Origin of the sequence: Humitalea sp. 24SJ18S-53 (assembly GCF_050632385.1) — a bacterium.
In the GTDB taxonomy this organism is placed as follows: domain Bacteria; phylum Pseudomonadota; class Alphaproteobacteria; order Acetobacterales; family Acetobacteraceae; genus Humitalea.
Genome location: NZ_CP192599.1, coordinates 5514287 through 5534752 on the forward strand (window position 1 = coordinate 5514287; position 20466 = coordinate 5534752).

A 20466-nucleotide genomic window follows, 5' to 3' on the forward strand; every position below is an offset into this window, starting at 1 on the left:
TTCGAGGATCGCCCCCCCCATGGCCGACGCCAAGCTTTCCGACCTGCCCGCCGTCACGGCGCTCGCCGATACCGACCTGACACCGGTGGTGCAGGGCAGCGGCGTCTCCGCTGAAACCCGGCGTGTCAGCGTGACGCAGCTGCGCGCCGCGATGCATGCCGAACGCGACCTGCATGTGCGCGATTTCGGCGCCGTCGGGAACGGCACGACGGATGATGTCGTGGCGATCCAGGCGGCCATCAACGCCGCGGTCGCCGCGGGTGGCGGCACGGTGCGCCTCGGCGCCCGGCGCTACCTGATCGCCGGCGCGGATCTGGATGTAAAGGCGGGGGTCACGCTCAGCGGCGGCGCATCCGGTGGGCAGCGGGACGCGGCGAACTACAGCACGGTGCCCTTCACCCTTGTGATCGATGCCGCCCGCACGGTGCGGGTGCGCCGCAGTTCGCGGCTGGAGGGCATGGCGCTGGTGCGCCGCGGCCTGACTCCGCCGACCACGATGCGGGAGGCGCTGAACGCGGTGGCCGCCTTCGCCGGCACCGCCATCACCGTCGGCGACGGCACCGGGGCGGGCACCGGCAACGGGGCCGATTCACGGATCGAGCGGCTGCTCATCCTTGGCTTCGACCGCGCCATCGTCTCCGACTTCAATGCGCGGCTGCAGGTCCGCGACGTGCTGGGCGACAACCGCAATGGCGTGGTGCTGTCGCGTTCCTTCGACATCGCGCGCATCCATGGCGTGCATTTCTGGCCCTTCGTGACGGGCAACCTGGGCGGCGTCAGCCTGGTCTCCAACTCGATCACCGGTGTCGCCAACAATGGCACGGGGCTGGTGCGGATCACCACGGCCTCGGCGCATGGGCTGCTGACTGGCGACATGGTGAACGTGGCGGCGGTCGGCGGCGTCACCGCGGCGAACGGGCGCTTCATCGTGACGACGATCAGCGCCAATATCGTGGACCTGCAGGCCAGCGTGTTTTCGGGCAGCTACACGACGGGTGGCCAGCTCCATGTCTGGAATAACCGGCGGACCGGCACAGCGTTCCGGCTGACCGATTCGGATGTGTGCGAATTCGTCGATTGCTTTGCCTATGGCTACGACATCGGGTTTGACCTGGCGACGGGCGCGCAGGCGACGCAGATCGTCAACTCATCGGTCGACAACCATCTGACCGTGGCCGATCCGGTCCCCGTCGGGCTGCGCATCGGCGGCAACGCCTTCCGTACAAAATGGATCGGCGGTTTCCTGTCATCGATGGGCACCACGGTGCGGGTGGAAAGCTCAACCATCGAACAACACCACATCATCGGCGCGGTGGTGAACGGCGGTTGCGTCCGCACCGTGGATGTCGTGTCCGGCGCATTGACGATCGAGGCATCGGACCTGACCCCTGGCGGGTCGCTCTACGGCACCGGCAACCCTTGTGTCGTCAACATCCAGGATGCGGCGACCAACCTCACGCTCATTGGCAATGACCTGAAGTCGGCGACCTACACGGCGCAGTCCGATGCGGCGATGCAAAAGATCATCGTGATGGGCAATCGCCTGACCGGGACCCAGGCCGCGCGCATCGGTGGCGGTACCGTCGAACTCCACACGGTTCCTTCGGCCGCCTCCGGCCTGACCCGCAGGTTCGACATCGCGACCGACGGCGTCGCCACGCTGCGCCGGCGGTCGGCCTCGCTCGGCGCCCGGATGAATTTTTCGAACGCATCGGACCAGCCGATCCACTTCATCTCCGTCGGCGCCGGCAGCAGCCTTGGCATCGGCGGCGATCCGACGCTGAACCCGAACGGCAGCGTCGATTTCGGCGCACCGGGCGGGGCGACATTGCCGTTCACGATGCAGATGCGCCGGATCTCCACGGCACCGGCTGCCGGCGACCGGCTGACCCAGGTGCAGTTCAACGGCATGAACAGCGCGGCGACGGAGGTGACCTTCGCCCGCATCTCGGCCTTCTCCGACACCGTCACATCGGGCAGCGAGGCCGGTTCGATCAGCTTTGAAACGCGGCAAGGCGCATCGCTGACCGAACGCCTCCGGCTGTCGGCCACGGGAACGCTGACGCTGAGCGGCGCGCTGGTCCTGCCGGCCGACCCGACCACGGCTCTCCAGGCCGCGACCAAGCAGTATGTGGATGCCCGCGTCGGTGGCGTGAGCACGGTCGCCGGCCGCAGCGGCGCGGTCACGCTGGCGGTCGCCGACGTGGCGGGGGCGGCGCCGCTCGCATCGCCGACGTTGAGCGGCACGCCGATGGCGCCGACCGCGACAGCCGGAACCGCCACGGCGCAGATTGCGACGACGGCCTTCGTGGCGACGTCCTCCTTCACCACGCAGGCCGATTTCTCCAGCAGCGGGACGTTCACCCGCGTCGCCTCGGCCAAATCCTACACGCTCCGTGCGGGCGGTGGTGGTGGTGGCGCGGGTGGTGGTGCGCGGGGTGCGCCTGGCACGGCCACCAGCGGTGGCGGCGGCGGTGGCGGCGGCGCCGTGGTGGAGCGCACCATCCTGGCGAGTGAGATCACCGGCGACCTTGTGATCACCATCGGCGCGGCCGGTGTCGGCGGCGCCGGTGCGACGACCGCGAGCACGGCCGGCAGCAACGGCACGACGGGCGGCGCATCCTCCATCACGATGGGTGGGGCTTCCGTGCTCGTCGCGCGCGCGGGCGGCGGCGGCGCGGGCGGGCAGGTGGCGGCGAACAGCGGTGGTGGCGCGGGCGCAAGCTACAATGCCGAAGGCGGATCGGCGACGGGCGCCACGGCGGGCGCGGTCGCTGGCGTCGGCGGCGCCGTCGGCGGCAGCGGGGCGGGCGGCGGCAGCAACATCAACTTCGGCCCTGGTGGCGGTGGCGGCGGGGGGCTGAACACCGGCCTGGGCCAGTCGGGCGGCGCTGCCGTGGTCGGGGGCGCAGGCGGCGGATCAGGTGGTGGCACCAGTGCCGCCAGCGCCGCATCGGCCGGTGGTGGCGGCACCAGGCCGCATGCATCCGGATCGGCGACGGCATCAGGTGGCGCTGCAACGGGTGTTGCCGGCGGCGATGGCGCTGCCAACCCCGGCATGGCGGGCAATTCAGGCGGCGGTGGCGGCGCCAGGATCGGCGGCACCGGCGGCACCGGCGGTTTCGCTGGCCGTTCCTCCGGCGGTGGCGGCGGCGGTTCCGCGGAAGGCGGCAATGGCGGCCGTGGCGGTGATGGCGGCGCCGGCTGGGCGCAGGTCATCGTGAACTTCTGATCGCGAAGGGCGCGGGCGCCAGGCGCCCGCGCCGCATCGCCGTTTCCCCCGACATCCCCCGCCCCCGACATCCCCCGCCAAGGAAAAACGCCATGCCCGCATTGACCGACTATGCCCGCAACCTGGTCGCCCGTGCCCTTGTCGGCCGGTCGCCGGCCCTGCCGAATGTCGTGTTTGTCGGCCTGGGGACCAGCGCCACCGCCGCGGCCGGGCTGACCGGCGAACCGGTCGCCAATGGCTACGCCCGAGCGCAGGCCACCTTCACCGGCACCGGCGCGCAGCGCAATGCGGAAACGCTGCGCTTCGCCTTCACCGCCGCGTCCGGCACGCTGACGCATCTTGGGCTGTTCGATGCGCAATCGGGCGGCAATGCGATCGCCTTCGCCCCGCTGAATGCGTCGGTCGTGGTGGCCGGCGCCGGCACGGTGACGATCGCCGCCGAAGCGCTGGTGCTGGACGGGACGTAGCGCCGGCCGCTGTCCCGCCGCATCACCTTGGTGATCGTCACCATGACGCGCTGCCGTATCAATCGCGCCGTATCAGGAAACCACCGCGGCATATGCCGCCCTTGCAGGTAAAGACGCCTGTATCGGTGGTCGCCGGATCGACAGGGCAAGACTCTATCGGTCGTCCTGCGGGGTGGCGTTCCTGGTACGTCACTGTTAAAATGCGCGCTTCTCCCTGGCATCGCGGCCCCGTTGTTGACGTCCGGGGCCAATGGGCTTGGGCGCGGCGCTGAACCCTTCACGGTTCACATGCGATGTCACGAATGCGGATCGGCGTGGCGCGAGGTATCGGGGCCATAGGATGAATGACAGCCGGCATTGCACAGACCCTGGCGTCATCCAGGACGCGCTCCGTCGCGTCCTTGAGTCCCGCGGCTTCGATGCCTCGGAACGCAACCGGCAATTCCTGGCCTACGCGGTGGAAGAAACCCTTGAAGGCCGCGGCGATCGTATCAAGGCCTATAGCATCGCGACCAGTGTCTTTGGCCGCGACGCCGGCTTCGATCCGCAGCTTGATTCCATCGTGCGCATCGAGGCCGGGCGCCTGCGCCGCTCGCTTGAACGCTACTACCTCACCACCGGGGCGGAGGACCCGATACGGATCACCATCCCACGTGGATCCTACGTCCCGGTGTTTCACGTTGTCGGTTCCGTCGCTGAAGAACCGGCCCCGTCACCCCCGCCGGCCCGCAAACACGGCCCCGACCACCACGGCCGCGCGATCTACGTCAGCCCCCTGGACGAAGACGGGGACCAGTCCGCCTTTCCGAACTTCACGCGCGGCTTGACGCGCCAGATCGTGGTGGGGCTTACCCGATTTACCGACCTCTTCGTCTTCGGCGCCGACGCGGCGCCCGGCCCCGATGCCGCGGCCGGTCCCGGCGGCAACATCGATGTCGATTTCGTGCTGACCGGCGGCACCACGCTCACGGCGGAGCGCTTCTGCCTGGAGGTGTTGCTGAGCGACGCGCGGACCGGCCGCTACCTCTGGGGCGAAAGCTTCGAACGCGCCCTCAGCCCGGCCGAGATCCTGGAGGTGCGTGATGAGGTCGCGAACAACGTGGTGCGGACCCTGGCGCAGCCCTACGGCATCATCTTCGGCGCGAAGGCGCGCGAAACCGATGGCACGCCCCCGGCCAGCCTGCATTCCTTCGACGGCGTCGTGCTGTTCTATCAATACTGGCGCAGCTACGACCCCGACCTGTTCGACCCCGTCCGCGAGAGCCTGGAACGGGCCATCCAGCGGGAACCAGGCTATGCGGAGGCCCATGCCTGCCTGTCGCTGATGTTCGTCAACGCGTTCCGCTTCGGCATCGCGGTCGATGGCGGCGACCCGCGCCAAAGGGCGCTGACCCTGGCGCACCAGGCGATCACCCTCGCGCCCAATTCCAGCCGCGGCTACCACGCGCTTTCGCTGGCCTATTGGTTCAGCGGCGACGTGCCTGGCAGTATCGAGGCGCTGGAGACCGGGCTTGCGCTCAACCCCAACGACACCGCGATCATGGCCGACCTCGGCCTGCGCTACGCGCTGCGGGCCGATTGGGACAAGGCGGTCCCGCTGCTGGAGGGCGCCTATACCCGCAACCCCGCCCAGCCCGGCAGCTACCGGACCGGCCTTGCCCTGTATCACTACATGCACGGCCGCTTTGCCGAGGCGCTGGCCGAAGCCCGGCGGGTCGAGGCACCGCCCATCCTCTATGGCGCCGTCCTGACCGCGATCGCCGCCGCCCGCCTGGGCCTGTGGCAGGACGCCGAGGAGGCGATCGCCGCATTGCTCGCGATCGACCCCGAATACGGCCGGCACCTGTTCGCGGACCTGCGGTCCCGCAACCTGCATCCCGACCTGATCCAGGCGATCGCCGACGGCCTGCGCCTGGCGGGGCTGACGGATGTCGCGGCGGGTGAGGGCGAGGACACGCCGGCATCGCGCCGCGCCATGCTGCGCCTGGCGCGGTCGGCCAGGACGTCACGGTAATTAACCCCGCCGGCGGGTCGCTCGGCTTGGATACGCTTCCGCGTCAATGCTAGGTTGACCGCCTTCACGCCAATGCCGGATGCGAGCGACCCAGCGTCGCATCGCCGTTCGGCGCGTAGCAGGAGCGATACCATGGCTGGTGAGTTCAATCTTTTCCCCTGGACGTCCTACTCTGTGGATGCCTGGCAACGATCCGTCCTGTTCCTTGATGTGTTGCGGCAACGTGGCAACGCCTTCCTGGAGCGGGAGGACGATCCGCTGCGCAACGTGCTGAACTTCGGCTTCGACGTGGTGATGGATGGCCGCGACCTGCCCCGCCCGGTGAACTATTGGATGGCGCGCATCAACCCGCCGGCCGGGGCGCCGGTGCCGGACCCGCTCAACCGTCCCTTCATCATCATCGACCCGCGTGCCGGCCACGGGCCGGGCATCGGCGGCTTCAAGGCCGATAGCGAAATCGGCGTCGCCGTGCAGGCCGGGCACGCCAGCTACTTCGTGGGCTTCCGGCCCGAACCCGAACCTGGCCAGACGATCGAGGATGTGGTCCGCGCCCTGGTCGCCTTCACCGAGGAGGTCGGCCGTCGCCACCAGGACGCCGAGGGCAAGCCCATCGCCATCGGCAATTGCCAGGCCGGCTGGATGCTGATGATGGCCGCGGCGATCCGGCCGCAGGCCTTTGGGCCGCTGATGGTCGCGGGCACGCCGCTGTCCTACTGGGCCGGCGTGCCGGGCAAGGCCCCGATGCGCTACCTGGGCGGGATGCTCGGCGGCTCCTGGCTCACCGCCATGACCGGCGACCTCGGGGGCGGCAAGTTCGACGGCTCCTGGCTCGTCAGCAATTTCGAATCCGGCAACCCGGCGAATACCTACTGGACCAAGCAGGCCGAGGTCTGGTCCGACGTGGACGAGGCCGCCGACCGCTACCTCGGCTTCGAGAAATGGTGGGGCGGGCACGTCAAGCTGAACGCCGCGGAGATGCAGTTCATCGTCGACGAGCTGTTCATCGGTAACCGCCTGGCGACGGGCGAACTCACCTTCTCCGACGGCACGCGTGTCGACCTGCGCAACATCGCGTCTCCGATCATCGTCTTCTGTTCGGAGGGCGACGACATCACGCCGCCGGCGCAGGCGCTGTCCTGGATCACCGACCTGTATTCGAACCTGGATGACCTGCGGACCCACGGCCAGACCATCGTCTATTCCGTGCATGGCAGCATCGGCCACCTGGGCATCTTCGTGTCGGGCGGCGTGGCGCGGAAGGAACACCGCGAATTCACCTGCAACATGGACATGATCGATGTCCTGCCGCCCGGCCTGTACGAGGCGGTGATGCAGGACGGAAAGGGCATGTACGGCGCCGACCTTGCAGGCGGCGACTGGGTCGTGTCGTTCGAGGCACGCGACCTGCCCGCCCTCGCGGCCCATGGCGGGACCGATCCGGAGGACGAGATGCGCTTCGCCGCCGTGCGGCGCGTGTCGGAGGCGAACATGGCGCTGTACCGGACCTTCGTCCAACCGACGGTGCGCGCGATGGCGATCCCGCCGGTCGCCGATATGACGACCCAACTGCATCCGGCGCGCCTGGGCTACACGCTGTTTTCTGACCGCAACCCCTTGATGGCCTGGGTCCGGGTCGCGGCCGGGATGGTGCAGGCAAACCGCCGACCGGTGGACCCGGGCAATCCCGGACGCGCGGCGGAGCAGCGTTTCTCCGATGTCGTCACCAGCATGCTCACCGCCTATGGCCGTCAGCGCGACGCGTTGACCGAGCGCATGTTCCAGGATGCCTACGGGTCGCCCCTGGTCCAGGGGCTGACAGGTGTCACGGCGCAAAGCGCGCCGGCGCGCCTGCGCCCGGAAGTGTCGCAGGACCACCGTCGCTTCGTCTCGCTGTCGATCGATCACCTGCGCGCCACGATGGCGGAGGGCGGGCTGCACGAGGCCGTGGTGCGCGCCTTGCTCTGGGTCCGCATGCCCAGCCGCGCGGCCGATGAGCGCGCCTTCGCCATCGTCCGCAAGGTGCGGGAGGCCTATGGGTCGAAGCGCCTGCCGCTGTCGGTGTTCAAGGACCTCGTGCGGACGCAGTTCTTCATGCTGAAGATCGACGACGCCGCGGCGATCGCGGCCCTGCCCGCGCTGCTGCCGGAAGATACGAGCGAGCGTGCGGACGCCTTCGCCGCCATCCGTTCGGTGGTGGAGGCGACAGGTGACGTGCCGGAGCAAGTCGCCGAGCGGCTTGCGACCGTGGAACGCATGTTCCTGGGGGAACCGGAGCCCGTGGAGGGATCTGGCGGCAAGGTCCGGCGCCTGCGCCCGCGCGGGACGGCCGCCGCCTGACGGCGACAGGCTGAAGCGGGGCGTCGGGGCCGCCCCCCGACGCCCTGCCTGCGGGCTCGGCGTCGCCACCGGCATGGTGGCGATGCCGGTCGTTCCGTCCCGGCCCTGCGCCGGCCCCCGCGCCCAAGGGGTGACCATCCGCCGCAAACCGATATAATTCGGTTCAGCACCCCGCGGCCCTGGGCTATGCCACCCCCTACGGCCATGATGCCACGCAAGGACCGGGCGGATGCCCCGGCCTGCGTCCACCCCTGTCGCCTCGGCCGCCCCCAGGCGCGGTCGGTGCGGCGGGGTCACTCTGCCAAGGGAGCTTTTCGCCTTGAGGATTGCCATCGTCGGCGCCGGCTATGTCGGCTTGGTTTCGGGCGCTTGCTTCGCGGAGTTCGGCACCGACGTGGTCGCCGTCGATACCGACGCCGCCAAGGTCGCGGCCCTGCGCGCGGGCCAGATGCCCATCTACGAACCCGGGCTGGACCGCCTGGTCGTGGACAACATGAAGGAAGGCCGCCTGACCTTCACCACCGACCTGGCCGAGGCGATGCGCGACACGGATGCGGTCTTCCTCGCGGTCGGCACCCCGTCCCGCCGTGGCGATGGCCATGCCGACCTGACCTATGTCTTCGCCGCCGCCGAACAGGTCGCGCGCGCCGCGACCCGGCCGCTGGTCCTGGTGACAAAATCCACCGTTCCCGTCGGCACCGGGGCGAGGTTGAAGGAGCTGGTCGCGCGGGTCCGGCCCGATCTGCAGATCGACATCGCCTCCAACCCCGAATTCCTGCGCGAAGGCAGCGCCATCGGCGATTTCATGCGGCCGGACCGCGTGGTGATCGGCGCCGAGAGCGAACGCGCTTTTTCGGTGCTGCGCCGGCTTTATCGCCCGCTCTACCTGACCGAGACCCCGATCGTCGCGACCACCATCGAAACGGCGGAAGTCATCAAATATGCCGCCAACGCCTTTTTGGCGACCAAGGTGACCTTCATCAACGAGATCGCCGACCTGTGCGAAAACGTCGGCGCGGATGTGCATGACGTGGCGCGCGGCATGGGGCTGGATGGCCGGATCGGCCGCAAGTTCCTGCACCCGGGGCCGGGCTATGGCGGGTCCTGCTTCCCGAAGGACACCATCGCCCTGGCCCGCACGGCGCGCGAAGCCAATGCGCCGATGACCCTGGTGGAAGCCACCATCGCGGCCAATGAGGCCCGCAAACTGGCCATGGCCGAGCGTGTGCTGCGCGCCTGCGGCCCCAATCCGGCGGGGCTGACCGTCGGCGTGCTCGGCCTGGCCTTCAAGCCCGAGACGGACGACATGCGCGACGCGCCCTCCCTCACCATCCTGCCGCGCCTGGTCGAGGCTGGGCTGTCGCTGCGCGTCTTCGATCCGGAGGCGATGCCCAATGCCCGGACCATGCTGCCGGAGGCCATTCACTACGCCGACAACGCCATGGGTGCCGCCACCGGCGCCGATGTGCTGGTCCTGCTGACCGAATGGAACGAATTCCGCGCGCTGGCCCCCGCCCGGCTACGGGCCGCGATGCGCGGCAAGACCGTGATCGACCTGCGCAACGCCTGGGACCCGGTGGCGATGCGGGAAGCGGGGCTGGACTACAGCAGCATCGGGCGGGCCTGAGGGCTACCGCCCGCCGCCGGGCAGCTTGCGCGGGTCGAAGGCGTCGCGCACCGCCTCACCAATAAAGATCAGCAGCATCAGCACACCGCCCAGCACGATGAAGGCGGTGATGCCGAGCCAGGGCGCCTTGAGGTTGTTCTTGCCCTGCGACACCAACTCCCCAAGCGAGGGCGACCCGGGCGGCAGCCCAAACCCCAGGAAGTCCAGGCTGGCCAGCACGGTGACCGAGCCGGACAGGATGAAGGGCAGGAAGGTCAGGGTCGCCACCATCGCATTCGGCAGGATATGCCGCGTCATCAACCGCGCGTCGGATACGCCCAGCGCCTTGGCCGCCCGCACGTAATCCAGGTTGCGGCCGCGCAAAAACTCGGCGCGGACGACACCGGTCAGCCCCATCCAGGAAAACAGCAGCAGGAAGAACAACAGGGTCCAGAACCCCGGTTCCAGCACGCTGGCCAGGATGATCAGCAGGAAGAGTTGCGGCATGCCGCCCCAGATCTCGATGAAGCGCTGGAACACCAAATCGGTCCAGCCGCCATAGAACCCCTGCACCGCCCCGGCCGCGATGCCGAGGATCGAGGAACAAAACGTCAGTGCGAAGCCGAACAGCACGCTGATCCGGAACCCCCAGATCACCCGCGCCATCACATCCCGCGCCTGATCGTCGGTGCCCAGCGGGTTGCGCCAGGACGGCGGCGCGGGCGACGGCTGGCCCAGGTCGGCGACCACGCTGTCATAGCGGTAGGGCACCAGCGGCCAGATCATCCAGCCGCGCGCTTCCACATCGGCGCGGAATTCGCGGTCACGCCAATCTGCCGCGGTCGGCAGCCCATCCGGCACGATGTCGGATTCGGCGTATTCCGTCAGGACCGGGAAGAACCAGTGCCCATCGACCCGCGCGACCAAGGGGCGGTCATTGGCCAGGCCCTCGGCGAAGAGGGTGGCGAGGAAAAGTGCGAGGAAAATCCACAGCGACCACCAGCCTCGGCGGTTGGCGCGAAAATTTGCCAGGCGGCGGCGCGTGATCGGCGAAAGGCTCATGCCGGATTAACTTAGGGCCTGTTCCGCGTTTCTCAAATCCACCCGCGCTAACCCGCCGTTCACCCACCCCTGCGCAGGCTTCCGCACGAGGAAGGGCCCGCCCCATGATCGAAACCAATGCACCCGTCGACGACATCCGCGAGGCGCGGCTGCGGATGGCGCGGCTATTGGCCGATATGCACCGGATCCACCTGGGCCTGGCGCAGGAATGCCGGGGGTTGAAGGACTTCACCAGCCAGGGCCATGCCCGCGCCGAAATCGACATCGCGACCGAGATGATGGAGCAATACCTCGGCGGCACCGACGCCTTCCTGGAAAACATGCGCGGCCGGTTCGAGGCCCGGCTGGGCCTGCTCCGCCGCAGCGAACCGCGCCAGGCCCAGGACCCGGACAATGCGCCAGCCCATGGCGCCTTCTGGTTCGCCTTCTCCAGGCTCTGCGCCGTGCTGCGCCGCGCCGGCGCCACCATCGCGCGCTGACGCCGGTTCAGCGCCGGGCGGAAAAATCGATCCGCGGATCGACCACCGTGTACATGATGTCGCCGACGATCTGCATGATCAGCCCCAGCAGGGTGAAGATGTAGAGGGTCGCGAACATCACCGGGTAATCCCGCCGGATCGCCGCCTCGAACCCCAGCAGCCCCAGCCCATCCAGGCTGAACACGATCTCCACCAGCAAGGCCCCGGTGAAGAGGATGCCGATGAAGGCGGCCGGGAATCCCGCGATGATCAGCAGCATCGCATTGCGGAAGACATGCCCGTAGAGCACCCGCGTCTCACCCGCCCCCTTGGCGCGGGCGGTGACGACATAGGCCTTGCCGATCTCATCCATGAAGGAATTCTTGGTCAGCATCGTCAGCCCGGCAAAGCCACCCGACACCAGCACCAAGGTCGGCAGCGCCATGTGCCAGGCGTAATCCAGCCCGCGTTGCCAGAAGGGCAACAGATCGGCCCCCGGTGACGCCAGCCCCCGCAACGGAAACCACTGGACAAAAGACCCGCCGGCAAACAGCACCACCAGCAGGATGGCGAACAGGAATCCCGGGATCGCGTAGCCCACCAGCACCGCGGCCGATGTCCAGACATCGAAGCGCGTGCCATCCCGCACCGCCTTGCCGATGCCGAGCGGGATCGAGATCAGATAGACCAGCAAGGTCGACCACAGCCCGAGCGAGACGCTGACCGGCATTTTTTCGAGGATCAGATCCACCACCGGCCGGTCGCGGAACAGGCTGCGGCCGAAATCGAAGGTCAGGTAGCCGGCCATCATCGTGATGAAACGCTCGTGCGGCGGCTTGTCGAAGCCGAACATTTTTTCGATGTCGCGCACGATCGCCGGGTCCAGGCCCCGCGCGCCGCGATAGGTGCTGCCGCCGGCCTCGCTCGACGGAGCACGGACCTCGCCGCTGCCCTCGCCGGTCAGGCGACCGAGCGTCGCACCCTCGCCCTTGATCTCGGCCAGCAATTGTTCGACCGGCCCACCGGGGGCGAACTGCACCACCGCAAAATTGATCAGGATAATGCCGAACAGGGTCGGCACGACCAACAGCAGCCGGCGCAGCAGATAGGCCGCCATCAGCCGGCGCGCCGCGCTTCCGCCAGCGCCCGGTCCAGCGCCGCATCGACCCACCAGGATGTCGGAAAACCCAGCCCGAACTTCGGGTTGCGTTCCGGCCGCCCCAGCCGGTTCCACCAGGCGATGCGGAAGGTGCGGCTATGCCATTGCGGGATGACGTAGTGGTTCCACAACAGCACGCGATCCAGCGCCCGCGTGCGCGATTGCAGCGTTTCCAGGTCGGGCGATGCGATCACCAGGTCGACCAGCGCATCCACCACCGGGTCGCAGATGCCGGCGATGTTCTGGCTGCCGGTTTCCTGCGCTTTGGCGCAGGTGAAGAAATCGCGCTGCTCGTTGCCGGGGCTGTTGGATTGCGGGATCACATCGACCGTGATGTCGTAGTCGAAGGCATCTGTCCGCACCTGGTACTGCGCCGGATCCACGGTGCGCACCCGCGCCTCGATCCCGATACGCGCCAGCGCCTGGACATAGGGCAGCGCGATCCGTTCGAAGGAGGGTCCGTTCAGCAGGATCTCCAACTCGAACCGCCGGCCCTCGCTGTTCACCAGGCGGCGGTCGCGGATGGTCCAGCCCGCCTCCCGCAACAAGGCCAGGGCCGCGCGCGTCCCGTCACGGTTGCTGCCGCTGCCATCCGTCGTCGGGTTGCGGAACACCTGCGAGAAAACCTCGGGCGGCAGCCGGTCGCGGAAGGGTTCCAGCACCGCCAGTTCCGCCCCCGCCGGCAAATCCCGCGCGGCAAAATCGGAATTGGAGAAATAGGAATCGGTCCGCGCATAGGCGCCGTAGAACAGGTTGGCGTTCATCCATTCAAAATCGAACACCAGTCCCAGCGCCTGCCGCACACGCTTGTCCTGGAACAGCGGCCGCCGCAGGTTCATGGCAAAAGCCTGCATGCCCGTCGGCAATTCGTGGCGCAGTTCTTCCAGCTTCACCCAGCCGCGCCGCACGGCCGGGAAGTCGTAGGCGGTGGCCCAGTCGCGCGCGATATTCTCGGTGCGGAAGTCGATCTGCCCGGCCTTGAACGCCTCCAGCGCCACCGTCGCATCGCGGTAGTAGTCGTAGCGAATGGCGTCGAAATTGTCGGTGCCCTTCTTGGTCGGCAGGTCGCGGCCCCAGTAGTCGGCGACGCGGCGATAGGTGACCCCACGCCCGGCCTCGAACCGCTCGATCCTGTAGGGCCCCGACCCCAATGGCGGTTCCAGCAGGGGGCGGGTGAAATCGCGCCCCTCCCACCAATGCTTCGGCAGGATGCTGAGCTGGCCCACGATCAGCGCCAGTTCGCGGTTCTCCGCATTCCGGAAGCGGAAGACGACGCGGCGCGGGCCCTCGGCCACCACGTCGGTCACATCGGCGTAATAGGCGCGGAAACCCGGCCGGCCGTGCTGGCGCAACTGGTTGAAGGTCCAGACCACATCCTCCGACGTGATCGGCCGGCCATCATGCCAGCGCGCGCCGTCGCGCAGGCCGAAGGCGACCCACATCCGGTCCTCCGGCTGGTCCACATATTCGGCCAGGTGGCTGTATTCGACGCTGGCCTCGTCCGGGTTTTCCTGCAGCAGCGTGTCATACAGCAGCCCCAGCCCGACCGCGGCCGTGCCGCGCAGGATGAACTGGTTGAAGCTGTCGAAGGCCCCGATCGCGGTCAGCGAGATCTCACCCCCCTTGGGGGCAGCCGGGTTCACCCAGGGGAAATGGGTGAAATCGGCCGGCAACGCGGGCGGTGCCAGCAGGGTCAGGGCATGGCTGCGGGTGACGCCGGCGGCGACCGGCGGGGCTGGCTGGGCCGCCAGCGGAAGGGGCGGCAGGCCGACGGCGAGGCCGGCGGCGATCAGGTGGCGTCTCTGCATGGCCTCACAGTGGGGGGTGGCGCGCCGCGTCGCAACCGCCCAGGAGGACACACAACGCTACAGCCAGCGCGGAACCCGGGCCATGTAGGCCGCGTAGGGCGCCCCGAAGCGGGCCAGCAGGGCGCGTTCCTCCGGCAAAATCTGGACCCGGGTCAGGAACCAGACATGCAAGGGCGCCACGATGACGGCCGCCCCATGCCCCAGGAACAGCGCCAGCGCGAAAAGGATCACCGCCTGGCCGAGGTACATCGGGTTGCGGCTGACCGAGAACACGCCGCTATCCACCAGCACGCTCGCCTTGCCCGGCGCCATCGGGTTGATCGTCGTGGCCACGGCGCGAAACTGGCGGATCGCCACGATATCGATCCCGATGCCCAGCGCCCCCAGGCCCAGTGCGATCGGCTGGCTGAACTGCGACGAAAACGCCAACCACGGCACATCCAGCAGCCAGACCAGGGCGACCCCGGCCAGGAACAGGACCGGCGGCGGGATCTTCAGTTCAAGCCATTGCATGGATCACGCCGGAAAGACCGCCTCGGCCTCGACCTCGACCACATAGGCCGGGTCGGCCAGCCCCGCGACCACCAGCAGGGTGCTGGCCGGCGCGTGATCGCCAAAGGCCGCGGAGCGCAGACTGCGCCAGGGGCCGATCAGCGCCGTGTCGGTCAGGAAGACGGTGACCTTCACGATATTGGCGAAGCCCAGCCCATGCCCGGCCAGCACCGCCTTGAGGTTGGCCAGGGCCTGGGCGATCTGCGCCTCCCCATCCGGCGGCACCCGGCCATCGGTGGTCACGCCGATCTGGCCGGAGATGACCAGCCGCGCCGCCCCGCCGGCGATGCGGGCGGCGTGGGAATAGCGGCCGCCTGGGGCGCGGACGCCGGGGGGGTTGTCGAAGGTGACGGTCATGCTGCGTCCTTCAGATGGCAAGGGTGGGCACGGGCGGGGCCAAGTTCGGGGTCAGATTTGGGGCCAGGTTCGGGGGCGGCGTCAGGTTCGGGGCGAAGGTCGTCGCTGGCGCCGCGACGCCCGGTGCGCCTCCGCCGGGCAAATCCTCCCGCTGCACCTCGCCCGGGGTGGTCGCCCGTGGGGCTGCTACAAGCCATTCGCGCAAGCCGCGCCGGGCCTGGAACTCCAATTCCACGTTCAGGTCGTCCATCGACTGGCGCACGATCGTTTCCGCCGCCCGCGCGATGGCACCGGCCGGGGAAGGGTCGCCCAGCGTAAACGTCCGGCGCACCTCGGCCAAGGCGAAGGCGGCGCGGCGGCCCTCTTCGGTGATGACCTCTACCCGGCAGCGCAGCACGCAGGTGAAGCGCGCGGGGGCGGTGGTGAATAGGCCGCTCTGGCCCACCGTCTCGCGCACCAGGCTGGCCTGTTCGGTCAGGAAGCGGGCGCGGTTGGTATTGCCGTCGGCGAAGAGGCGTTCGCGGCCCATCCGGGCCACTTCCTCGGGCGGGCGCAGCGGGGCCGGGGTATCCACGCGGGTCATCTCGCCCCCCGGGGCCGGGATGATCTCGACCGCCTGGACGTTCAGCCGCAGCGGGGTCAGGTGGCTGTACCCGATCACCAGCGGCGGCAGCGGCGTGGTGTCGGGGGTGGCGGCGCAGGCGGCGGCGAAGACCGGCAGGACCAGGGCGGCGCGTCGTGTCAGGCAGTTCTGGGTCACGCGCTTTCGCCCCTTATGCTCGTCCGGCACCGGATCGTACCTCGGTCCGATCGAAACGGAAGCCGAGGTTGCAGAATTCGCAGGTCATGGTGATGACCCCCTCCTCCGCCATGTGGTCCAGGTCGTCGGCGGGGAAGCCCGTCAGTAACTGCGCCAGCCGCGCGCGCGAACACCGGCAGCCATAGGACAGCGGGCGCGGCCGGCCGAGGGCAATGCCCTCCGCACCAAACTCCCCGCCGAACAGCCGGGTCAGCAGGCGTTCGGCCGACAGGCTGTCGTCCAGCAATTCGGCGTCGGTCACGGTGCCGGCCAGGGCCAGGGCCGTGGTCCAGGCGTCGTCGGCGATCTCGGGCTCCAGCACCGCCTCGCTGCCGCCGCCGGCGGCGATGCGTTCCAGCACCAGCGCGCTGGCCCGCCAACCGGCGGGGGTCGGCCCCGCCGCCAGCCAGACGCGCGCGGCCAGTTGTTCCGACGTATCGAAATACCGCGCCGTCATCTCCGACAGGCTGGCGCCCTCGATCGCGACCATGCCCTGGTAGCGGTCCATGTCCGGCCCCTGGTCGCAGGTGAAGGCCAGGTAGCCCTTGCCGAGCAGCGCGTCCGCGGCCGTCGCATCCCCCAGCGCGCCCGCATCCACCCGCGCATGGCCGCGCAGCGCGCCCTCATCGGTGCAATCGGCCAGCAGCATGCCGACCGGGCCCTCGCCCTTGGCTTGCAGGCTGAACGAGCCCTTGTACTTCAGCGCCGCCGCCAGCCCCGCCGTCAGGGCCAAGGCCTGGCCCAGCAGCGTGGCCACGGCGGGCGGATTGTCATGCCGGCCGATCAGCGCCTCGGCCAGCGGCCCCAGCCGCACCAGGCGCCCGCGTACCGGCCGCCCGTCCAGGAAGAACGGCTGCACGCCCCGCGCCACGACGATATCGGGCACCGGCGGGCGTTCGTGGTTCAGGAAGTCGGGCATCTCCGACGGGTCGGTCGCATCCGCCATCACGCGGCCTCCGCCTGGGACAACCGATAGGGATGCGCCGGATAGGCGCCCAGGATCGTGACGTGCCTGCTGAAGAAGCGCAGCTCCTCCAGCGCATGCTGGAAGCCGGGCGCGTCGGGGTGGCCATCCACGTCGCACAGGAACTGGGTCGCGGAAAACTTCCCGTCCAGCATGTAGGATTCCAGCTTCGTCATGTTGACCCCATTGGTCGCGAAGCCGCCCAGCGCCTTGTACAGCGCGCCCGGAATGCTGCGGACCCTGAAGACGAATGTGGTGACGGTATTCTCCGCATCCACCGGCGGCCGCAGCGGCGTGCGCGACATGACGTAGAAGCGCGTGGTGTTGTGCGCCTCGTCCTCGACATTCCGGCGCAGGATCTTCAGCCCGTAGATCTCGGCCGCCAGCGCCGAGGCGATGGCGGCATCCTCCACCCCACCCCGTTCGGCGATCAGCTTGGCGGCCCCCGCCGTGTCGGCCTCGACCACCGCCGTCAGCTTCATCTCGGCCAGCAGTTTCAGTACCTGCCCCAGGGCCACCGGATGGCTGTGCGCGCGGCGGATGCTGGCCAGGGTCGCGCCCTCCGGCGCCAGCAGGCAGTGTTCGACCCGTTCAAAGTGTTCGCCCACGACCGACAAGCCGCTATCGGGCAACAGGCGGTGGATGTCGGGCACGCGGCCCGCCAGGCTGTTCTCGCACGGCAGCATCGCCAGCTCGGCGCGCTTTTCGCGCACGGCCAGGATGGCGGCCTCGAACGACGGGCAGGGCAGGGTGGCCCAGCCCGGATAGGCGTCGCGGCACGCGAGGTCGGAATAGGCGCCGGGCACGCCCTGGAAGGCGATGGTCGAAGTCGTCACGGGAATGGATGGCCTTGGCGAAGGGGCGCCCGGCCCCGGTTGTCGGCCGGGGGGGGACTACGTAGGGTCTGGGGATCGTTTACCGGCGCGGACCCCGCTTAGGCAAACCCGGCCCGCGCATACCAGGAGGCCGCCGTCCTGATCCTCGACCCCGCCTTCCTGGCCGTGGCGCATGCCGCCGCCGACGTCGCCGGCGCCGCCATCCGCCCGCTGTTCCGCTCCGCCCTGCTGGTCGAGGCCAAGGGCGACGCCAGCCCGGTGACCGAGGCCGACCGCGCCGCCGAACGCGCCATCCGCACGCTGCTGGCCGACCGCCTGCCCCGCCACGGCGTGATTGGTGAGGAATATGGCGCCGAACGCGCCGATGCCGAATGGGTCTGGGTGCTGGACCCGATCGACGGCACCCGCGCCTTCCTGACCGGGCGGCCGCTGTTCGGCACGCTGGTCGGCCTGTTGCATCGCGGCCGGCCGGTGCTGGGGCTGATCGACCAGCCCACGACCGGCGAACGCTGGGTCGGCATCACGGGGCAGGCAACCACCTTCACCGGCCCCTTCGGCGGCACCGTCGGCTGCCGCCCCTGCCCGGTCCTGGCCGATGCGGAATTCTCCTGCACCTCGGCCGATGTCTTCTCGCCCGACCGGCTGGCCGCGTTCGACCGGGTGCGGAAGGCGGCGCGCCGCACCACATGGGGCGGGGATTGCTACACCTATGGGCTGATCGCCCTCGGCCTGATCGATGCGATCGTCGAGGACACGCTGAAGCCCTGGGACTGGGCGGCCCTGGTGCCGGTGATCGAAGGGGCCGGCGGCCGGGTCACGGATTGGGACGGGCGCGACCTGACCTTGGAATCGGCCCGTGGCGATGTGGTGGCGCTCGGCGATCCGGGTTTGCTGCCGGAAGTGATCGGGCTGCTGGCGGGGGGGTAGTCCGGACCAGACCATGGCGTTTTCCGAACGGAGCTTTGCGCTTGGACGACGTTGGAAATGCAGGCCGCTCGGGCAAGTTCCTCGGGGATTTCCTCCGGCTCGCCGGGCCTTACTGGCGCGGCAAGGGGTGTCTGCGGCCGCGCGTGATGACCGCGCTGGTGGCGCTGCTGGTCGTGGCCCAGGTGGGGCTGGCGATCCGGCTGAACATCTGGAGCGCCGATCTGTTCGACGCGCTGGAGCGCCGGTCGACCGACCGCGCCATGACCCAGATCGGTATTTTCGCGCTGATCGTGCTGGGCACCATGATGGCCAACACGGCGCATCTGGTGCTGAAGCGCAGGCTGCAACTGGACTGGCGCCGCTGGCTGACCGTGCGGGTCATCGGCGACTGGATGGAAGACGCCCGGCACTACCAGGCCGCCATGATCCCCGGCGACCACGGCAACCCCGACGGGCGCATCGCCGAGGATATCCGCATCGCGACCGAGGCCGCGATCGACCTGGCCAGCACGCTGTTCTACTGCATGCTGCTGCTGGTCACCTTCGTCGGAATCCTGTGGTCGCTGTCGGGCGTGATCAGCCTGTTCGGCTTCAGCATGCCCGGGCACCTGGTGGCGCTGGCCTTCCTCTATGCCGGTGTCGGCGCGGTGGTCGCCTTCATCCTCGGCCTGCCGCTGGTCCGCGCCACCGATACCCGCCAGACGCGGGAAGCCGATTTCCGCTATCGCCTGGTCCGCGCCGGAGAGATGGGCGAACCCATCGCCCTGGCGCGCGGCGAGGCTTCGGAACGCACCCGCCTGGGTGCTGCGTTCGAGGCGATCGCCCCGGCCTGGCGGCTGCAATCCGCGGGGCTGGCGCGGCTGCTCGCCTTTTCCTCCGGCTACATCACCCTGGCCGCCGTCTTCCCGATCCTGGTCGGCACGCCGCGCTTCCTGGTGGGCGGGCTGTCGCTCGGCGGGTTGATGCAATCGGCGCAGGCCTTCCAGCAGGTGACGGCGGCACTGTCCTGGCCGGTGGACAACCTGCCGCGCATCGCCGAATGGCGCGCCTCGGTCGAACGGGTGCTGTCGCTTGAGGAAGCCGTGCGGGTCGTGGCGCTGGAGGCCGCGCGCACCGGCGACACGGCGCTGAACCTCAATCGTGCGGCCGATGTGAAACTCGGCGTGCAGGACCTGTCGGTCGCGGCCCCCGATGGCACCACCATGCTGTCGGGGCTGACCCTGGAATTGTCGCAGGGCGAACGCGTGCTGGTGGATGGCGACCTGGATGCGGCGGCGGCGCTGTTCCGCGTGCTGGCCGGGCTTTGGCCCTGGGGCCGGGGCCAGGTGAACCTGCCGCCGGATGCGGAGATGATCGCCGTCGGCCGGTCGCCCTTCCTGCCGGCGGGCAGCCTGCGCACCGTCCTGGCCTTCCCGGCCGAGGCGACGCCCGACGCCGATGGCGCGATGGCCGAAGCACTCCGCCAGGTCGGGCTGGATTGGCTGGTGGTGCGGCTGGACGAGGTGGCCGACTGGGGCAGCGCCCTGAGCGGCGGTGAGTTGCAGCGGCTGTCCTTCGCCCGCCTGGTGCTGCGCCGGCCGCACTGGATCCTGATGGGCGATGCGACGGATGCGCTGGACCCGGATTCGGCCGATGCCATGCTGCACCTGGTCGCCGACACGCTGCCGGAGGCGGGGCTGATCGTCATCGGCCGGCACCCGGGTTCGCCCGACATCTTCACCCGGCGGCTGGCGCTGGAGCGTTCGGCGGGCGGTGAAGTCCTGTTGCTGGAGGTGTTTGCCCGCCGCCGCGCGGCCGAACAGCCGAGGCAACGTCCGCTGCGCGTGGTGGATTGGCTGCGCCAGGGCTACGGTCGGTAACCGAACCGCGCTTGCGGAACGCACATCCC

16 protein-coding genes are annotated in these 20466 nt (G+C 69.4%); 8 read left to right on the forward strand and 8 right to left on the reverse strand.

What is annotated here, in order from left to right; genetic code table 11:
- The first annotated feature begins 19 nt into the window (after positions 1-19).
- From ACQW02_RS26510 to ACQW02_RS26530, 5 genes are all read left to right on the forward strand, one after another.
- Positions 20-3232: a hypothetical protein gene (locus ACQW02_RS26510; RefSeq protein ID WP_431282918.1), complete on the forward strand. Its 3213-nt coding sequence runs from the start codon at positions 20-22 to the stop codon at positions 3230-3232.
- A 92-nt stretch (positions 3233-3324) separates the two neighbouring features.
- Positions 3325-3699, forward strand: coding sequence for a phage tail fiber protein (locus ACQW02_RS26515; protein ID WP_431282919.1), 375 nt, complete (start codon positions 3325-3327; stop codon positions 3697-3699).
- A gap of 340 nt (positions 3700-4039) precedes the next feature.
- A complete protein-coding gene (locus ACQW02_RS26520; protein ID WP_431282920.1) occupies positions 4040-5713 on the forward strand; it encodes a tetratricopeptide repeat protein in 1674 nt (557 codons plus the stop codon).
- Between the two features lie 132 nt (positions 5714-5845).
- A complete protein-coding gene (locus tag ACQW02_RS26525) occupies positions 5846-8050 on the forward strand; it encodes a DUF3141 domain-containing protein (RefSeq protein ID WP_431282921.1) in 2205 nt (734 codons plus the stop codon).
- A 319-nt stretch (positions 8051-8369) separates the two neighbouring features.
- Positions 8370-9677 (forward strand): UDP-glucose dehydrogenase family protein, encoded by a 1308-nt coding sequence (locus tag ACQW02_RS26530; protein ID WP_431282922.1) that lies wholly within the window; start codon positions 8370-8372, stop codon positions 9675-9677.
- A gap of 3 nt (positions 9678-9680) precedes the next feature.
- On the opposite strand, the gene ACQW02_RS26535 is transcribed toward ACQW02_RS26530, so the two are convergent.
- Positions 9681-10718, reverse strand: a complete 1038-nt coding sequence (locus tag ACQW02_RS26535; RefSeq protein ID WP_431282923.1) for an ABC transporter permease — start codon at positions 10716-10718, stop codon at positions 9681-9683.
- Positions 10719-10822: 104 nt separating this feature from the next.
- Here ACQW02_RS26535 and ACQW02_RS26540 point away from each other — a divergent pair, with 104 nt between their 5' ends.
- A complete protein-coding gene (locus tag ACQW02_RS26540) occupies positions 10823-11197 on the forward strand; it encodes a hypothetical protein (protein ID WP_431282924.1) in 375 nt (124 codons plus the stop codon).
- Positions 11198-11204: 7 nt separating this feature from the next.
- Here ACQW02_RS26540 and ACQW02_RS26545 read toward each other — a convergent pair whose 3' ends face one another.
- The 7 genes from ACQW02_RS26545 to ACQW02_RS26575 are packed head-to-tail and all read right to left on the reverse strand — an operon-like array spanning position 11205 to position 17651.
- Positions 11205-12293, reverse strand: coding sequence for a microcin C ABC transporter permease YejB (locus ACQW02_RS26545; protein WP_431282925.1), 1089 nt, complete (start codon positions 12291-12293; stop codon positions 11205-11207).
- Entirely contained in the window at positions 12293-14143 is a 1851-nt protein-coding gene (locus ACQW02_RS26550; protein ID WP_431282926.1) for an extracellular solute-binding protein, read from the reverse strand. The genes ACQW02_RS26545 and ACQW02_RS26550 overlap by 1 nt, the downstream gene beginning before the upstream one ends.
- 57 nt (positions 14144-14200) lie before the next feature.
- Complete coding sequence (locus ACQW02_RS26555) at positions 14201-14656, reverse strand: methyltransferase family protein (protein WP_431282927.1); 456 nt, start codon at positions 14654-14656, stop codon at positions 14201-14203.
- 3 nt (positions 14657-14659) lie between these two features.
- Complete coding sequence (locus tag ACQW02_RS26560) at positions 14660-15052, reverse strand: RidA family protein (protein ID WP_431282928.1); 393 nt, start codon at positions 15050-15052, stop codon at positions 14660-14662.
- A gap of 10 nt (positions 15053-15062) precedes the next feature.
- Positions 15063-15812, reverse strand: coding sequence for a hypothetical protein (locus ACQW02_RS26565; protein WP_431282929.1), 750 nt, complete (start codon positions 15810-15812; stop codon positions 15063-15065).
- A gap of 13 nt (positions 15813-15825) precedes the next feature.
- Entirely contained in the window at positions 15826-16797 is a 972-nt protein-coding gene (locus ACQW02_RS26570; RefSeq protein ID WP_431282930.1) for an Hsp33 family molecular chaperone HslO, read from the reverse strand.
- On the reverse strand, positions 16797-17651 hold the full coding sequence (locus tag ACQW02_RS26575) for a prephenate dehydratase (RefSeq protein ID WP_431282931.1): 855 nt from the start codon (positions 17649-17651) through the stop codon (positions 16797-16799). Before ACQW02_RS26575 ends, ACQW02_RS26570 begins: the two co-directional genes overlap by 1 nt.
- A gap of 159 nt (positions 17652-17810) precedes the next feature.
- Here ACQW02_RS26575 and ACQW02_RS26580 point away from each other — a divergent pair, with 159 nt between their 5' ends.
- Positions 17811-18578: an inositol monophosphatase family protein gene (locus ACQW02_RS26580; RefSeq protein ID WP_431285973.1), complete on the forward strand. Its 768-nt coding sequence runs from the start codon at positions 17811-17813 to the stop codon at positions 18576-18578.
- A 146-nt stretch (positions 18579-18724) separates the two neighbouring features.
- Positions 18725-20437, forward strand: coding sequence for an ABC transporter ATP-binding protein/permease (locus tag ACQW02_RS26585; protein WP_431282932.1), 1713 nt, complete (start codon positions 18725-18727; stop codon positions 20435-20437).
- Positions 20438-20466: the final 29 nt, after the last annotated feature.

Bases quoted from the DNA above. Each gene is read 5' to 3' on its own strand.
- ACQW02_RS26510 (WP_431282918.1), top strand. From the start codon at position 20: ATGGCCGACGCCAAGCTTTCCGACCTGCCCGCCGTCACGGCGCTCGCC.
- ACQW02_RS26515 (WP_431282919.1), top strand. From the start codon at position 3,325: ATGCCCGCATTGACCGACTATGCCCGCAACCTGGTCGCCCGTGCCCTT.
- ACQW02_RS26520 (WP_431282920.1), top strand. From the start codon at position 4,040: ATGAATGACAGCCGGCATTGCACAGACCCTGGCGTCATCCAGGACGCG.
- ACQW02_RS26525 (WP_431282921.1), top strand. From the start codon at position 5,846: ATGGCTGGTGAGTTCAATCTTTTCCCCTGGACGTCCTACTCTGTGGAT.
- ACQW02_RS26535 (WP_431282923.1), bottom strand. From the start codon at position 10,718: ATGAGCCTTTCGCCGATCACGCGCCGCCGCCTGGCAAATTTTCGCGCC.
- ACQW02_RS26540 (WP_431282924.1), top strand. From the start codon at position 10,823: ATGATCGAAACCAATGCACCCGTCGACGACATCCGCGAGGCGCGGCTG.
- ACQW02_RS26545 (WP_431282925.1), bottom strand. From the start codon at position 12,293: ATGGCGGCCTATCTGCTGCGCCGGCTGCTGTTGGTCGTGCCGACCCTG.
- ACQW02_RS26550 (WP_431282926.1), bottom strand. From the start codon at position 14,143: ATGCAGAGACGCCACCTGATCGCCGCCGGCCTCGCCGTCGGCCTGCCG.
- ACQW02_RS26555 (WP_431282927.1), bottom strand. From the start codon at position 14,656: ATGCAATGGCTTGAACTGAAGATCCCGCCGCCGGTCCTGTTCCTGGCC.
- ACQW02_RS26560 (WP_431282928.1), bottom strand. From the start codon at position 15,052: ATGACCGTCACCTTCGACAACCCCCCCGGCGTCCGCGCCCCAGGCGGC.
- ACQW02_RS26570 (WP_431282930.1), bottom strand. From the start codon at position 16,797: ATGGCGGATGCGACCGACCCGTCGGAGATGCCCGACTTCCTGAACCAC.
- ACQW02_RS26585 (WP_431282932.1), top strand. From the start codon at position 18,725: ATGACCGCGCTGGTGGCGCTGCTGGTCGTGGCCCAGGTGGGGCTGGCG.